Origin of the sequence: Methylobacterium sp. Leaf112 (assembly GCF_001423295.1) — a bacterium.
In the GTDB taxonomy this organism is placed as follows: Bacteria; Pseudomonadota; Alphaproteobacteria; order Rhizobiales; family Beijerinckiaceae; genus Methylobacterium.
Map to the genome: position 1 here is coordinate 475,312 of NZ_LMNG01000001.1, position 14,107 is coordinate 489,418.

The 14,107-nt window shown below is 65.6% G+C and carries 18 protein-coding genes and 1 pseudogene; 9 read left to right on the forward strand and 10 right to left on the reverse strand.

What is annotated here, in order from left to right; all coding sequences use genetic code 11:
• The first annotated feature begins 37 nt into the window (after nt 1-37).
• The 6 genes and pseudogenes from ASF52_RS02305 to ASF52_RS23425 all read left to right on the forward strand — a co-directional run bounded on the left by ASF52_RS02305 (nt 38) and on the right by ASF52_RS23425 (nt 2,377).
• On the forward strand, nt 38-364 hold the full coding sequence (locus ASF52_RS02305) for a hypothetical protein (RefSeq protein WP_056166811.1): 327 nt from the start codon (nt 38-40) through the stop codon (nt 362-364).
• Nucleotides 348-650, forward strand: coding sequence for a hypothetical protein (locus tag ASF52_RS02310; RefSeq protein WP_056166814.1), 303 nt, complete (start codon nt 348-350; stop codon nt 648-650). Before ASF52_RS02305 ends, ASF52_RS02310 begins: the two co-directional genes overlap by 17 nt.
• A gap of 36 nt (nt 651-686) precedes the next feature.
• The gene (locus tag ASF52_RS23420) at nt 687-809 is read left to right on the forward strand and encodes a hypothetical protein (protein ID WP_274533776.1); all 123 of its coding nucleotides are present in this window, start codon (nt 687-689) and stop codon (nt 807-809) included.
• A gap of 15 nt (nt 810-824) precedes the next feature.
• Nucleotides 825-1,394: pseudogene (locus ASF52_RS23590) on the forward strand (phage terminase large subunit family protein); the annotation flags it as partial.
• The gene (locus tag ASF52_RS23595) at nt 1,395-2,027 is read left to right on the forward strand and encodes a terminase gpA endonuclease subunit (protein ID WP_338011700.1); all 633 of its coding nucleotides are present in this window, start codon (nt 1,395-1,397) and stop codon (nt 2,025-2,027) included.
• Nucleotides 2,024-2,377, forward strand: a complete 354-nt coding sequence (locus tag ASF52_RS23425) for a terminase gpA endonuclease subunit (protein WP_056166821.1) — start codon at nt 2,024-2,026, stop codon at nt 2,375-2,377. The genes ASF52_RS23595 and ASF52_RS23425 overlap by 4 nt, the downstream gene beginning before the upstream one ends.
• Nucleotides 2,378-3,606: 1,229 nt before the next feature.
• Here the strand turns inward: ASF52_RS23425 and ASF52_RS02325 are convergent.
• The 3 genes from ASF52_RS02325 to ASF52_RS02335 form a co-directional block, all read right to left on the reverse strand.
• Nucleotides 3,607-4,896, reverse strand: a complete 1,290-nt coding sequence (locus tag ASF52_RS02325; protein WP_056167010.1) for a Y-family DNA polymerase — start codon at nt 4,894-4,896, stop codon at nt 3,607-3,609.
• Entirely contained in the window at nt 4,893-5,321 is a 429-nt protein-coding gene (locus tag ASF52_RS02330) for a LexA family protein (protein WP_056166824.1), read from the reverse strand. Before ASF52_RS02330 ends, ASF52_RS02325 begins: the two co-directional genes overlap by 4 nt.
• A gap of 241 nt (nt 5,322-5,562) precedes the next feature.
• Nucleotides 5,563-5,949, reverse strand: coding sequence for a TonB family protein (locus ASF52_RS02335; RefSeq protein ID WP_162241007.1), 387 nt, complete (start codon nt 5,947-5,949; stop codon nt 5,563-5,565).
• 83 nt (nt 5,950-6,032) lie between these two features.
• Here ASF52_RS02335 and ASF52_RS02340 point away from each other — a divergent pair, with 83 nt between their 5' ends.
• Complete coding sequence (locus ASF52_RS02340; protein ID WP_056167013.1) at nt 6,033-7,247, forward strand: MFS transporter; 1,215 nt, start codon at nt 6,033-6,035, stop codon at nt 7,245-7,247.
• A 220-nt stretch (nt 7,248-7,467) separates the two neighbouring features.
• On the opposite strand, the gene ASF52_RS02345 is transcribed toward ASF52_RS02340, so the two are convergent.
• Nucleotides 7,468-7,872 (reverse strand): acyl-CoA thioesterase, encoded by a 405-nt coding sequence (locus ASF52_RS02345; protein ID WP_056166831.1) that lies wholly within the window; start codon nt 7,870-7,872, stop codon nt 7,468-7,470.
• A gap of 32 nt (nt 7,873-7,904) precedes the next feature.
• On the reverse strand, nt 7,905-8,573 hold the full coding sequence (locus ASF52_RS02350) for an HAD family hydrolase (protein WP_056166834.1): 669 nt from the start codon (nt 8,571-8,573) through the stop codon (nt 7,905-7,907).
• A 138-nt stretch (nt 8,574-8,711) separates the two neighbouring features.
• Here ASF52_RS02350 and ASF52_RS02355 point away from each other — a divergent pair, with 138 nt between their 5' ends.
• Nucleotides 8,712-9,530, forward strand: coding sequence for a cobalamin-binding protein (locus tag ASF52_RS02355; RefSeq protein ID WP_056166837.1), 819 nt, complete (start codon nt 8,712-8,714; stop codon nt 9,528-9,530).
• 278 nt (nt 9,531-9,808) lie between these two features.
• Here the strand turns inward: ASF52_RS02355 and ASF52_RS02360 are convergent, their stop codons facing one another.
• Nucleotides 9,809-10,231: a hypothetical protein gene (locus tag ASF52_RS02360; RefSeq protein WP_056166840.1), complete on the reverse strand. Its 423-nt coding sequence runs from the start codon at nt 10,229-10,231 to the stop codon at nt 9,809-9,811.
• Between the two features lie 48 nt (nt 10,232-10,279).
• On the opposite strand from ASF52_RS02360, the gene ASF52_RS02365 reads away from it, so the two are divergent.
• A complete protein-coding gene (locus ASF52_RS02365; protein WP_056166843.1) occupies nt 10,280-10,483 on the forward strand; it encodes a CsbD family protein in 204 nt (67 codons plus the stop codon).
• A gap of 79 nt (nt 10,484-10,562) precedes the next feature.
• On the opposite strand, the gene ASF52_RS02370 is transcribed toward ASF52_RS02365, so the two are convergent.
• From ASF52_RS02370 to ASF52_RS23035, 4 genes are all read right to left on the reverse strand, one after another.
• The gene (locus ASF52_RS02370; RefSeq protein WP_244473665.1) at nt 10,563-11,129 is read right to left on the reverse strand and encodes a hypothetical protein; all 567 of its coding nucleotides are present in this window, start codon (nt 11,127-11,129) and stop codon (nt 10,563-10,565) included.
• 253 nt (nt 11,130-11,382) lie between these two features.
• Nucleotides 11,383-11,784, reverse strand: a 402-nt coding sequence (locus tag ASF52_RS02375; RefSeq protein WP_443136642.1) for a hypothetical protein, incomplete at its 5' end; no start/stop codon positions are given.
• 202 nt (nt 11,785-11,986) lie between these two features.
• Nucleotides 11,987-12,214 carry a hypothetical protein gene (locus ASF52_RS22375; protein WP_156629937.1) on the reverse strand — a complete coding sequence of 76 codons (228 nt, stop codon included), beginning with the start codon at nt 12,212-12,214 and terminating at the stop codon, nt 11,987-11,989.
• Between the two features lie 288 nt (nt 12,215-12,502).
• On the reverse strand, nt 12,503-12,751 hold a 249-nt coding region (locus ASF52_RS23035), incomplete at its 5' end, for a LysM peptidoglycan-binding domain-containing protein (RefSeq protein ID WP_210166783.1).
• Nucleotides 12,752-14,107: the final 1,356 nt, after the last annotated feature.

Genomic DNA, 14,107 nt, shown 5'->3' on the forward strand with positions numbered 1-14,107 from the left:
GGGCGCCAAGGGCCCCGCCGTCGGCGCCTTCAGCTTCATGGGCATCGTCGACCCCTACAAGGCCATCATGGCCCGGGACAAATTCGTGAAGATGGGCAAGAGCGAGCGGGCCCTGGTCCACCGCGCCCCGATGCAGGCCGCTACCCAGCGCGCGTTCGGCCTCGTCCGCCAGGCCGTCATGGTCATCCCCGACCGGCTCGCCCGCGACATGGCCGGCTTCCCGTCGGACCGCGTGGCGGCATGGCACCGGGACGCGCGCGGGTATTGCCAGGAGGCCTTCGCCGACGCGGCCTCCGCGATCCGCGACATGGCCGAGGCGGTCGCCGGCGACATCGAGGCGGCGGGCGATGACCGAGCAGCCTAAGGCTCCGGGCCGGGCGCACCTCCTGTCTCTGCCGTCGGCCGACGACCTCGACGTCGCGCGGATCCTCGGCCTGCCCGCGTTGCCGGCCGGGGACCCGTCGATCGACGAGGCCTACCGCGACCTCTCCGCCAAGGGGCAGGTGCTCTACGTCCGGGGCGTCGCCGTCGCCGCCGACAACCTGGTGCCGAACGCGCCGGTCGACATCCCGGGCTGGGCCCGGGAGCACCTGCGCCTTCCGGCCGCCCAGTCCCAGCGATCGGGCCCGTTGGTGATGTCGCCGCTGTAAGCCGCCATCTGCCGGCTCTGGGCCGTCAAGCGCCGGGTGACCTTCCTCAAGCCGCCCCGGTTCGGGTCGACCTTCATCATGGTCGTCGGCCTGACGTACCATGCCGGCCACCTCGGCGTGGACGTCCTGTTCTACGAGCGGACCGAAGGCGACGCGTAGGATTTCCACGACAAGAAGCTGTACCCGATCCTGACCGAGAGCCCGGAGCTCGCGCACCTGATCCGGGCCGACAGCCGCTCGGGCATCCAGGACGCGTGGATGGACCGGATCCTCACGACCGGCGCCTGCGCCTCGATCCAGCTGCGCGGCGTCTCGACCAACGGCAGCATGAGGGGCATCAAGGGCCTGTTCATCGGCGTCGACGAGGCCTCGTCCGCCGAGTACCAGGCCGGCACCAAGGGCGAGAAGGGCGAGGGCTCCAAGCTCGCCCTCATCATCAAGCGCGCCCAGGAATTCTTCGACCCCTGCGTTTACGTGGGCGGCACCCCGACTGTCGTCGGCTCCTGCATCACCTCGGAGGAGTACGAGAAGGGCGACCAGTGCCTGTTCATGATGCGGAGCCGGTGCTGCCCGGACCTCGCGCAGGAGTTCTGGGACGACATCCAGCAGGTCGACGACCGCGGCGCCCGGCTCGGCAAGGGCATGCGCTACACCTGCGACGAGGTCACCGGCCGGATTGCCGACGTCTGGTACGAGTGTGCCGGCTGCGGCTCCGCGATCGAGGTTACCGGCAAGGTCGCCATGATGGAGACGGGCGTCCTCGTCCCCCAGAACGCGGACCGGGCCGAGCCCGACCACGCCAGCGTCTGGGCGTGGGCCGCCTACTCGACGGACCTCCAGTCGACCTGGATGCACATTGCCCGGGACCACCTCGCGCAGGTGAAGGACCCCGCGCAGCGCCAGCCGTTCATGAACCTGACGCGCGCCCGGCCGTGGAAGCCCGACGGTCCCGGCACCATCGACGCCAACGTCCTCGCGGATCGCTGCGAGCCGTACCCGGCCGGGCACATGCCGGAGGGCGTCACCGGCGTCTACGCCGGGATGGACACCCAGGAGGGCGGCCGCAACGGCAAGCCCCGGCACGAGATCGTCTTCGTCGGCTACGGCGAGGGGGAGGAGTGCTGGGTACTCGATCGCGTGGTCATCGACGGGATCCCCGGCGTCGACCGCGACGGCAGGCCGATCCAGGAGGACTTGGAGCCGTTCAGCCCGGACGCCGCCCGGGCCGTGTGGGCCGCCCTCGACCGGGAGTGGGTCACCGCCGACGGCGAGATCCTGCACCCCGAGGCCGAGGCCGTCGACGTCGGCTACGACATGAACGCGCGCTGGCCTTCTGCCACCACAAGGAGAGCCGGAAGCGGAAGGTCGTCGCGGTGAAGGGCCGGCGCGAGGCCCATGGATCGCGCATGCCGATTATCACCAAGCGCACCTCTGTCTCCAAGAGCGGGTTCGAGTTCCAGCCGATCGGGACCCAGTCGGCCAAGGACACCATCTACCGGCGCCTCGACTACAAGCTCGGCTCGGCCGAGAGCATCCACGCGCCGGAGCACCTGCGCAGGGATCCGCTCTGGGACCAGGTCGCGGCCGAGAGCCTGCACTCCGACGACAAGGGCAGGACCTGGTGGGACGTGACCAGGCCCAGCACGCCCCACGAGGCCATCGACTTCCTCGTCAACTCCTACGCCGCCTTGTGCCTACGCAAGGCCAAGAGCCAGCATGTCTGGTAAGCGAATGCCCTCCGGCCAGAAACCGGAGGGCTCCGACCCCTGCTTCAATTCTTGTATTAGGATAAATTTGATTCTGAAAAATTATAAGAAAAAGCGATAGCATACAATTAATAAGCAGATCTACAGCAAAATCGAATAATAATCTTCGGTGCAATTAATAGAATCTCGATTTTTGGCAATTGCATCAAGGCGGTTCTGGCGTCCTTCGGGTGTCAGTCGACCAAAATCGACGCCTCGCCTTAGGCCAAGCCAACCATCCAAAAATGCGTGGATGCAAGCCCATGCGCGTACAGTAGTCTCGCCAAGGATATCAGGGCGCCCTCCTTGGTACCCTGCTGTAATTCCTTTACCAGCAAGCCACGCGTGTGAACGATCATCGGGCTCGACAGCGCCGAGGCTCAGCAGCACTCGCCTCCCGATACGTGCGCTCATGCTTCCGCCGTAAACGGCATCGCCCGCGGCTTCGATCAGGAGTGGCCCGGGTATCCTGTCCCGCAGGGCAACGAACGCAACCCACGACGGATCAAGAGCGAGAGCCTCAGCTTCTTTATATCGAGTATCGTCCGAGCGTGCCAATGGCATTGAAATCTGTCGAGGATCGGGTCGGCGGGCCATTGAATCTCATCCATAAGAAAATAGCAGCGCGCATCGCCAATATCACGTTTCGGATGCGTGTATTATCGTAAACGGATGCCGCTGAGCCACAGACACAAGAAAGTTCATTTTTTCTTATGCGTCAAGCGCCTGATCGCCAATCAAATAGGTCCAACGGCTTGCGAATACACTGATTTAGCCTGAGGGTAGGGGAGGGGTTACTCACCCCACTAGAAGGGCTCGGGCAGCCTCGTCAGGGCGGCAAACTTAGCGAAAAGGTAAAATCACCCCAAACACGGGGTTGAACTCCTCAGCGAGAACAAAATACCAGCTAAAGATAGCTGAAATATTTTTTGGATCACTTCCAGGAGATCCGGGACGTCCTTCCGGAGCACAAGGCCTTGCACGTCAGCGACATCACGCTCCGGATCGGTGCCGACCTGGTGTAGGAGGCGGAGGAGTACGTGCAGGCGTGGGGAGTCGATACGATCAGGGGGGCCATCGACGAGCAGATGTACCGCAAGCGGTATTTCGTGGGTGAGGGCACCGGCCGCTACCGAAAGCGCAGACGGGAGAACGGTTAGGGTCGCGGCCTGACGTCCATCGGGCGCCTGTCCGGACCGTGAGGGGACACGCTACGCCGCGGCGACCACGGGAAGCTCGTCGAGCCTCGTGGTGTAGCGAGGCGATCGCATCTTGAACTTCGTCGACCAGGACCGCTTCGGGGCGAACCCGACCGCGCCCGGCACGACGGCCCCCCGGCCGAAGCGTCGGTTACAGGCGTCGAGCGCCTCCATCAGCGCCGCCCCCATCTCGCGGTCGAGTTGGCCGAGGCCGGGCATTGCCCGCTGCGAGGCGGCGAGCGGCATCAGGTCGGTGGTGACCACCCCGGCTTTGGAATAGCGGTACCCATCACGCCAGGTCTTACGCACGCCATGGGTGGCGGCCTTAACTAGCATCATGGTGTCGTTGGTCGCCTCGGGAAGAGTGACGACCGTCGAGACCGAACGTTGAGGGCGGTCGCGGTCATGCTCGCTGGTATGGAAGAAGACGGCGACGTGGTTCGTCGCCAGCCCCTCCCGCCGGAGCTTCTCGCCGAGCCTGGAGGCATGGGTGGCCATCGCCTGCTCCATGGTTGCGCGATCCTCGACCCGTTCCGAAAACGAACGGGTGACCGCGCATCCCTTCCTCGTCGGGGCCATCGTCTCCAGGTCGAGGCAGGCCGTTCCGCGGAGTTCGTGCACCAGGCGCTCACCCACCACCGTCAGGGCCTTACGGGCGATCCTCGGGTCGAGGTCGCGCACGTCGGCGACGCTCTCGCACCCGAGCGCCTCCAGCCGGCGGGCCGAGGCCACCCCGACGCCCCAGATATCCTCTGGCGCGACCCGCACCATCCAGTGGTCATACTGGACCGGATCGGTGAGGTCGCAGACCCCTTCAAGCTCGGGCACCTTCTTGGCAATGTGGTTGGCGAGCTTGGCCAGCGTCTTGGTCGAACCGATGCCGACGCAGGTGGGGATACCCGTCCACGCCCGTACGGTCGCCCGCATATCCCGGCACAGGGACGCCCTATCTCGCTCGCGAACGTCCGAGATATCGAGGAAACTCTCGTCGATGGAGTAGATCTCAATGCGGGGGGAGAAATCGCGATAGATCGAGTTCACCCGGGCCGACATGTCCCCGTACAGGGCGTAGTTCGAGGAGTAGACCCGTACGCCTTGGCTCCGGCACATGTCGCGGATCTTGAACCAGGGCTCGCCCATCTTGATGCCGAGGGCCTTGGCCTCGGTGGTCCGGGCAATCGCGCACCCATCGTTATTGGACAGCACGATGACCGGCAGCCGCGCGAGGCGGGCATCGAACACCCGCTCACACGAGCAATAGAAACTGTTGCCGTCGGAGAGGGCGTAGGCCCGGGCGCTCATTCGCAACGGCGCCGGGCGCACACGGAACCGGAGACCACGCCCCAGACCTCAACCAGGGCGTCGGGTGCCAGGCTGAATTCGGGGAAGCGGGGGTTGGCGAAGTGGAGGGTGACCCGGGGTCCCTGACGCTTCCAGACCTTGAAGGAGCGCTCCCCGTCGATGTCGACCACCACGACGTCGCCGGTGCGCGGTGTCAGGGACCGGTCGACCACCGCGAGATCGCCGTCGTGTAGGTGGGCGAGCAGCATACTGTCGCCGGCGACCCTGACGAGGAAGGTGGCCGGGCGATTGACGATGAGCAGGCGCTGAAGGTCGATCTCCTCCTCAACGAAATCGTCTGCCGGGCTCGGGAAGCCGGCCCGGACGGGGGTCGCCAGGAGGGGTACCGGCATGGGGTAGCCGATGACGATGTCGATGGCCTGCATGGGTGCTCCTCCGCAAATCCACGTCACGAACAAACCATGAACGAATTTGATGCGTTCCGTCCAGCGGTCACGCTTGATCGGAGAGCCACGATTTTGCGGGCCCCTGGTTTCCTTCGCGTCGTCGTCAGGCGATGGTCCGCCTTCGTATGATCCCCGTTGCCTGTCGGATGAACCTTAAGGCTGCCATTATCAGGCCGCCCAGGCCGATAGATTTCCGGTGAGCCGAGTAGCTGGACGACTCTCAACGACGATGGGCCAGTTCCATCGGAAAGCTCAGGTCGGCCGTCCCGTCCCGCGCGAGGAGCTCTTTTGGGGGAGGACCGAACGGTGCCGCCGCCATGACCGCCGCCAGGGCGCTCTCGTCGGTGCGGCGCGAGCCGGAACCACGTTCGACCGAGACGTCCCGCAACGTCCCATCGGCAGCGACGACGACGCGAACCTCGACGACGACAGGGCGACGCTTGCCCGGGGTCGGACGGGTGACTTTCACGGCAGTGGCCACCTTGGCCACGAGGGCCGAGAGCCATTCCCGAACCTCGGGCGTGACGCGGGTTTGGGCCGATGCACCCGCCGGAGTGAGGAACATGAGGCAGAGCCAGAGACCGAAGGCTGTTCGACGGACGGGCATGGTTGTCCTTGGCTGCATGCCCGATGCGCTCCCAAGTCCGACGGCCGCCATTGCGCCGCCCCAATTCCCGGGCGGTTCACCCGATGTCAGATTTTGCATGTTCGCCATCGTCGACCCTGCCGGAACAAGCGCCCGCGGCGCAACCTGCCGCGTGGTCCGCCGTCTTCTCGCTGTCCTTCGGGGTCTTCGGGTTGGTTACGGCCGAGTTCCTGCCCGTGAGCCTCTTGACGCCCATGGCGGCCGATCTCGGCGTGTCCAACGGCGCGGTGGGACAGGCGATGACCGCGACTGCGGTGGTCGCCGCCTGCGCCGGACCGCTCCTAGTCCTCGGCTCGGGCCGTCTAGACCGCCGCTCCATCGTATGGACGCTGATGGCCCTCCTCGCGGTCTCCAGCGTACTCACGGCCTTCGCGACCGGCATCACGATGCTCCTGCTGGCCAGAGCCCTCCTCGGCTTCGCCCTCGGAGGCTTTTGGGCGATGATGGCCTCGCTCGCCCTTCGTCTCGTAGCCCCTTCCGACGTCCCACGTGCCATGTCGATCATCGTGATGGGCGTGTCGCTCGCCACCGTCGCGGCGGCACCGCTCGGGGCCGCGCTCGGAGCCTTCTGGGGCTGGCGCGCGACGTTCCTCCTCGCCTCCGGGCTCGGCGTCGCTTCGCTTCTCGTTCAACTCGCGGTCCTTCCTCGGATGCCTTCGGCGGGCGCGCCGGGCATCGCCTCGTTCCGTGCGGCACTGACGTTGCGGCCCGTGTTGATCGGGCTAACGACGGTCATCATCGTCGTGTCCGGCCATTTCGCCGGCTTCACCTTCATCAGGCCCTTCCTTGAAGCCGTACCCCGGTTCGAGGTGTCGGCGATCTCGCTGACGCTCCTGGCCTTCGGAATCGGCGGGTTCTTCGGCAACGTCATCGCGGGCATGATCGCCGCACGCAGCCCAGCCTGGGCCGTCGGCGGTTCGGCGCTCCTCATCGGCGCCGCAACGCTCGCCCTCGCGCTTCTGGGGTCGTCGCCGGTCGTCTCCTTCCTCGCCACGACCATCTGGGGCTTTGCATTCGGCGGCTTCCCGGTCTCGACCTCGATCTGGAATGCACGCGCCGCCCCCGACCTTGCGGAAAGCGCGGGCGCACTCTTCTCGTCCTCGTTCCAGGTGGCGATTGCGAGCGGCGCCGTTCTCGGGGGCCTCCTCGTCGACGGAACCGGGCCAACCGGCGTCATCGTCTACGCCTGCATTGCCGTCGTCCTGGGTGCCACGGTGATGCTCACGATTGGCAGGGCAACCGAACGGGCACGGATCTAATAATACCGGGCCGGACGCATGCCCTCCCACCCCGTAACCCCGGGTCAGGCGTCGACCACCACGACTGCCGGGCATCGGACCATTCGTGAGGCTTGGGCGTTCACCAACCCATGAACGTCGACGATCACAGACTGAAGCATCCGCGACGATAGGCGGTGCGGCGGCCCCAGGCGCGATATGGTCCTTATAGGGCCTTCGATGAGCGGGCCGCAGCCGCGTTCTAGGTCTTGTCCGCCTGGCCGTCGTTCTTGCCGCGCGGTTTTCCATCGTCGTCCAGGGCCACGTATGTGAAGACTCCCTCGGTGACCTTTTCCGGTTCACCCCCCGTGCGGTCCCTGGCCCAAACCTCGATCCTCACGCCCAACGATGTCTCGCCGTCCTCCTGCAGTCTGCAGAAGCAACTGACCTCATCGCCCACCGCAATTGGGCGCAGGAAGCGCATGGCGTCGATGCTGACGGTCGCGACGCGGCCCTTGGTTCGCTGGGCGGCGAAGGTGCCCCCGGCCAGGTCCATTTGCGACACCGTCCATCCGCCGAAGATGGTACCGGCGGCATTCGTATCGCGTGGCATGGCGATGGTGCGTAGGTGCGGACCATCGGAGAGGCGTGGGATCGTGTCGCCCATGTGAGATGCTCCGATGCAGTGAACGTTCAGGCCTACGGTCCGACAAGCGGCGAGGTCGTGTAGTGGGCCAGTAGGTCCGCAGGATCCCGGTAGGTGGCGATGCAGCCGGACTGCTTCAGCTCCTCAGCCGTCCAACCGCCGCTGAGCAGGCCAATCGTTCGTATGCCGGCCTTGCCGGCGGCCTCGGCATCGTAGGGTGTGTCGCCGACTACAATTGCATCGCCTGCCTCGATCCCATCGAGACGCTTCAAGGCGGCCAGGAAGATGTCCGGGTTCGGCTTGCTCTCCTCGGCATCGTCGGAGGACGTCTCGATGTCGATGAGATCCTCGATGTCGGCGATCTTCTTGTAGACCTTGAGTTCGTCCGCCTTGGCGGAGGAGGCCAACGCGAGCCGCTTGCCGTCAGCCAGCAGGCGTTCGATGAGTGCCCGGACCTGGGGCAGCCCCTTGATCGTCGGTAGGTAGCGTTCCTTCAGGACGTTCGAGCGGTGCTTCTCCAGCGCATCGCCCTTCTCCGCGATCTCGTCCTCGGACAGAAAAACCGGGAGCAGGAGGTCGCCGCCCTTGCCGATTTGCCGCCGAAGGTCCTCGAAGGGGATGTCGTGGCCGAAATCGCGAAAGGCGTCCTGCCAGGCCTGGGCGTGCTGGGGAACGGAGTCGATGAGCGTGCCGTCGACGTCGAAAATCACTGCTGCGGGCATGAAACGTTTCTTCCTGTACCCTTACGGAAGCAGCGGTTCGGGTCGCAAGTTCCAGCCTGAGGGCGCGGCATGACCAGCGTGGCATGCCACTACCGACCCGGGGGCTGTCGGTCGACCTGATGGGGGGTATGAGGGTGCATGCGCTGCTTCCCACCCGAACGGATCGTCTGCCTGACCGAGGAGACGGTCGAGACCCTGTACCTCCTCGGTGAACAGGACCGCATCGTCGGCGTCTCCGGCTATGCCGTACGTCCGCCCCAGGTCCGCCGTGAGAAGCCCAAGGTCTCGGCCTTCACCAGCGCGGACCTGCCGAAGATCCTCGCCCTCGCACCCGATCTAGTGCTTACCTTCTCCGATCTTCAAGCCGGTATCGTCGCGGATCTCGTCCGTGCGGGGATCGCCGTGCATGCCTTCAACCAGCGCGACGTCGCCGGCATCATGGTGATGATCCGCACCCTCGGGGCCCTCGTTAACGCCCGGGAGCGGGCCGAGGCGCTCGCCACCAGCTACGAGGACCGGCTGGCGCGGGTGGCGGACCTCGTCCGCGGGCGACCCCGGCCCCGGGTCTACTTCGAGGAGTGGGACGAACCCCTCATCTCGGGGATCGGCTGGGTGTCGGAGCTCGTTGGCATCGCTGGCGGCGACGACATCTTTCCGGAGCTTGCTCGGCAGGCGGCCGCCAAGGACCGCATCGTAACGCCCGAAGCAGTGGTGGCGGCTGCGCCCGAGGTCATCCTCGCATCCTGGTGTGGGAAGAAGGTCGTGCCGTCCCGCATCGCCTCCCGAGCAGGTTGGGCAGATATGCCGGCCGTGGTCCGGGGCCGCATCCACGAGATCAAGTCGCCCCTCATCCTCCAACCCGGGCCCGCGGCCCTGACCGATGGCCTGGACGCGATCCTGTCTGCCCTTGGGCATCCAGCGGTGCCGGGCAGCCCAACGCTCCCTATCCTCGGCTAGAGCCATCCCCTTTCGGATTGGGGCCGGGGTACCCGCCACGAACATCCGCAATGGGTGGATTCCTGCCTGTCTGCTTTCGGCCGGAAAATATGAAGAGCAGACGCTTTCTCGAATATTGATGGGAGGCAAAAATTCAGTGACCGTTGGCGCTCAAGCTTGACATCAAGTTTCTGATTGGAATCGATAATGCAGTATCCGCTCAGGGCGTATGCTGCTGTTGTTCTCGAGCTCAATGATCCGCTTTGAGGACCAAAGTTCCGCATTGTAAAACCTTAGGTTTAGCGAGGCCACTTCCGCATAGCCGTGGCCTCGTTGACGTTTAGGGCACGATGCTGTGTCGTGGCGGCGTAGGAGTGCCAGGCCGCCGACGCCAGCTCACTTGAACCGACAAGGCTCGCATCGTCGGCGGATGCCACCGCCTTTTCCCCGACGCCCCGCCCACGAAGGTTGCGCAACCCGGTGGCGCTCCCGATCATCGCCCGAGCGTTCGAAGCCATTTTCCTGCAATAGGCATCTGCATCGACCGCATCAACGGCCCGGGCTCCGGCCCCAACGCGGATGGTCGAGGCGATCAGCACGCAGAACCGCAGGGTGGCGAACACCATCGGCTCTGTCGCCGTGGCCATGCCGCCGATCATGCGGATCGGGAAGGACTGCGTCTCGTAAGCGTTACCGGACACTTGGAACGGCGTTCGGGCCATGGCCGTTCAAGGTTCCCGTGGCCGGCCCGGTCGCGATGGAGAACCGCCATGAGCAGCACCACCGACAAGATCAAGGGTCTGGCCAACGAGGCCGTCGGCAACGTGAAGCAGGGCCTCGGCAACGTCACCGACAACGACAAGCTGAAGGCTGAGGGCAAGGCCCAAGAGCTCAAGGGCGAAGCCCAGAAGACGACCGGCGACGTCAAGGACGGCGCACAGCACGTCGCAGACAAGGTCACCGGCAAGGCGTAAGCCACCTGCGCGGGGCGGCCTGGCCGCCCCGCAATCGACTATACCGAGCACGTCGCTCGGGTTGTGGACATGGGGCCGTTCAGCGACCTTGCTGAGGCATCAATGAGCGGGCCTGCTGGACTGCGTCGCGGCAGGACTGATCGCCCTTGGCGTTGAGATCAGTGGCGCGCTGCAGAGCGGTCTTGGCCTGCGAAACCTTGTCCTCGTCGGACAGCTTCGCCGAGGCGGACGGCTCGCCTCCCTTGGATGCTTCGACGGCGGCGGTCGGCTTGTTCTCGGACTGCGCCCGGACGTCGGCCGGTGAGGTGGCGATCCGCCCGCTCGCGACCGAGTCGGCCTGACTGGTCCCGGCGGCCGCCGCAACGGGTCCCGAGACGCCGCCGACAGTCCCCGGTGATCCGCCCGTTGCCTTGGATGCCCCGCCCTGCTGGGCGCGATCCGTCTCGGCGTTCCCGACCGGCTTGGCCGCGGATGCGGTCGTGCTCGCCGTCTGGTCGGCCGATCCGTCGTTCGGCCCTTTGCGCTGACCGGTGTCGGGTTGCGAGACCGGCGCCCCCATGCCGACCTGGGTTCCGAGTTCGCGCTTGAGCTTGGCGATGTCATCCGAGCAGGGGCCGCCTTCCTGCGCGAATGCGGCGGTGTTCATGAGACCGAGGGTCGAGAGGGCGGCGGCACCGCAAAGCATTTTGAAACGTGACATTTGCATCCTTTAGTTGATCAGGTGACCAACCCGGATCTTCTTATTATGTTCAGATGGCGCCGATTATTTTTTTCAGTCAATGTCTATTTATTCGAGAAGTACATATTAGTACAAATGTAGTGAGCATGGAGAGATCCATGCTCACTACATTCTTACCAGAGCCCGCTACGACAGATGGCGGGACGCTAACGCTCCCGGGTCAGTACCCGTAGCCGTAGGCCGGATAGCCGTAACCATAAGCCGGTGCGTAACCGTAGGCAGAGGCGTAGCCATACCCACCGCCGTAGTACCCGACCGGACGACCGTAGCCGTATCCACCATAGCCGTATCCGCCGTAGCTGTTCGCCACGATGGCACCCGCCGCGAGCCCGGCGATGCCGAGGCCGATGGCTGCGCCTGGGCCGATGCCGCGACGATAACCGTAGCCGCGCCCATAGCCGCCGCCGTAACCACGATACCCACCGTAACCACCGCGGAAGCCAACACCGCGGTAACCGCCGCCGTAGCCATAGCCGCCGTGGCCGTAACCACCGCCCCAGCCGCGAGCCTCGGCGGGTGCCGATGCCAGCAGGCCGAGGCCGAGCAGCGCCGTGGATGCAAGNCCATAGCCGCCGTGGCCGTAACCACCGCCCCAGCCGCGAGCCTCGGCGGGTGCCGATGCCAGCAGGCCGAGGCCGAGCAGCGCCGTGGATGCAAGTGCGAGCTTGCGCATTCGATAGCTCCTGTCTTTCGAGATGTGGGCCAGAAACAACCTCGCCTAGTCAGCCGTTCCGGCGTTGGGTGTGGTACAACACGTCACAGGGTCAGTAGCCGTTGCCGCCGTGGTAAGCGTCGTAGCCTATAGCCGGCGCGAACCCGTTCGACGCCGTGGTCGGCCCTCCCCAGGTGTAGCTCTGTCCGCTTGGATAGATGCTGGCATAATCCCCACGACGAGCAGCGTGAATGCGGATGCGGCCGTTTTTCCCCGTTCTGGAAAAATTCGAACTCTTCTGCCCTGAAAAGATAGTCAGGATAGACGGCATGATACGCATGGACGCCTCTGGCTTAAGCTGAGGGTCCGGAAACATCGTTGCGACGATACCGTTCCTACACCATTCCGTCAGTGCAAGGATCAAGGACCATCAGGTTCGAACCGGAGCTTTCCGTGCATGCTCCTGACCAAAGCCGACGTGCGACAAGAACCCATGGGCCCTCCGCGGTCTCATGAACTCGTCAGCATGTTCGTGGATTGCAGGACGACAATGACGAGCATGAAGACGGCCGCGGCGGCGAGGACGTAGGTCACGGCCTTGGTGAATTTGGTCATGATTTGATTCTCCTCAGCCGCGTTTTTCGCCCAGACCGGCATCGATGGCGTCCTCGGCCGGCAGCACGAAGACCTGACCGGGATAGATCAGGTCTGGGTCGCGGATCTGGTCCTGGTTGGCGTCGTAGATCGCCGTGTAGCGGTCACCCTCGCCGTAGGTCCGCCGGCTGATCGCCCAGAGGCTGTCGCCGCGCTCGATCCGGGCAGTCCTCACTTCCGGTACGTAGACGGCGCCGGGGACAGCCTCGGGCATGAGCGGATCNCGGCTGATCGCCCAGAGGCTGTCGCCGCGCTCGATCCGGGCAGTCCTCACTTCCGGTACGTAGACGGCGCCGGGGACAGCCTCGGGCATGAGCGGATCGCGCATGGTATTAAGGGATGGCTTGGTCGAAGGTCTCACGGATGAAGAATCCCGCGGCCCCTCCGAGGTGCTCGCACGAGCATGCCGCGGTACGGTTTCCGGTGGGGATGCCATCGGCTGGGAGACGTTCGATCCCACTGTCCCGCCATCGTCCCTAGCGGACGCTGCGTCCGATGATGCCGCGACCGGACGGTCCGTCCCCGTGCCTCGGGCAACCTCCGGAACGGAGAACGGCACTTCCACACGGCTGCCGACCTTGCCCAACGCGCCATCGACCTGATCGAGCCGGACCTTGTAATCCCCGGGCTTGACGCCTCGGCCGATGGTGAAGGTGACCGTGCCGTCGCGGCCGACCCTGGCAGGGGCGATCAGGGTATCGTTGAGGTAGAGCCGCACGGTCGCACCGGCCGAAGCCCGGCCGCTGACGAACAGCCGTCCGCCCTCCTGAGCGTCGATGCTGACGACCTTGGTGGGCGTACCTTCAGGCGTTCCTGCGGCCGCCCCCTCCGAGGGTTGGGACGGCGGAGCCCCCGACGACCCCGACCGGGCACCATCGGACATGACTTGATCCGAGCCCCGCGTGCCGACGCCATCGCCACTCCCCTTACGGCTGGTGCGGGCCGTGCCGCTGGCGTCGATGGCCTTCGAAGCGACATCGTCCGAATGGGCATCCCCGGGGTCTTTCCGGGCCGGGGGAGCCGAGCCCGCCGTCGTCCGTCGAGGGGACGTGCCATCGGCAACCGAACGGGTCGCCGTCTGGGACGAGCCTGGTTGCGACAACACCACGGTCGGCTTGTCGGGCGAGGTCAGGGCGACCAACGGCATGGCATCGCGGGATGGTGCAACGGCCACCGCGACGCTGTCCCGCGATTGGCGGAGGAGGCCCTTCGCATCGGTCGCCCGAAGGCCGACCTCGCTGTTCCCGACAGGGAGGGCCGGCGGGACGATGGCGAACTGGCCGTTCGCATCGGCGACCGCCCTGACGGTGGGTTTGCCGTCGACCAGGAGTTCCACTGTGGCGTTCGGCGTCGCCCGCCCGGCGACGACGAGTTCCCCGTTGGGCTCGACGCGCACGGTATCGAAGGACGGGGAATTCGGGTCAGGGGCGCCGGGGGGCATCGCCACGCCATGTTCGCCCGGCGGCCGCTTAATGGCCGGTTCAACCGGAGGGACCGCTTCCGGGGTTCTTCCCGTACCGGCATCGACATCCGGCCGCGATAGGGCCGCCACCGGTCGCCCGCCTTCGCCGTTCGAGGA

Coding starts and splice junctions, on each gene's coding strand:
- ASF52_RS22375 (WP_156629937.1), bottom strand. CDS start 12,214: ATGCGTATCATGCCGTCTATCCTGACTATCTTTTCAGGGCAGAAGAGT.
- ASF52_RS02355 (WP_056166837.1), top strand. CDS start 8,712: ATGCGCTGCTTCCCACCCGAACGGATCGTCTGCCTGACCGAGGAGACG.
- ASF52_RS02330 (WP_056166824.1), bottom strand. CDS start 5,321: ATGCAGGCCATCGACATCGTCATCGGCTACCCCATGCCGGTACCCCTC.
- ASF52_RS02370 (WP_244473665.1), bottom strand. CDS start 11,129: ATGAACACCGCCGCATTCGCGCAGGAAGGCGGCCCCTGCTCGGATGAC.
- ASF52_RS02305 (WP_056166811.1), top strand. CDS start 38: ATGGGCATCGTCGACCCCTACAAGGCCATCATGGCCCGGGACAAATTC.
- ASF52_RS02340 (WP_056167013.1), top strand. CDS start 6,033: ATGTCAGATTTTGCATGTTCGCCATCGTCGACCCTGCCGGAACAAGCG.
- ASF52_RS02335 (WP_162241007.1), bottom strand. CDS start 5,949: ATGCCCGTCCGTCGAACAGCCTTCGGTCTCTGGCTCTGCCTCATGTTC.
- ASF52_RS23595 (WP_338011700.1), top strand. CDS start 1,395: ATGGAGACGGGCGTCCTCGTCCCCCAGAACGCGGACCGGGCCGAGCCC.
- ASF52_RS02365 (WP_056166843.1), top strand. CDS start 10,280: ATGAGCAGCACCACCGACAAGATCAAGGGTCTGGCCAACGAGGCCGTC.
- ASF52_RS02310 (WP_056166814.1), top strand. CDS start 348: ATGACCGAGCAGCCTAAGGCTCCGGGCCGGGCGCACCTCCTGTCTCTG.
- ASF52_RS02360 (WP_056166840.1), bottom strand. CDS start 10,231: ATGGCCCGAACGCCGTTCCAAGTGTCCGGTAACGCTTACGAGACGCAG.
- ASF52_RS02345 (WP_056166831.1), bottom strand. CDS start 7,872: ATGGGCGACACGATCCCACGCCTCTCCGATGGTCCGCACCTACGCACC.
- ASF52_RS02325 (WP_056167010.1), bottom strand. CDS start 4,896: ATGAGCGCCCGGGCCTACGCCCTCTCCGACGGCAACAGTTTCTATTGC.
- ASF52_RS02350 (WP_056166834.1), bottom strand. CDS start 8,573: ATGCCCGCAGCAGTGATTTTCGACGTCGACGGCACGCTCATCGACTCC.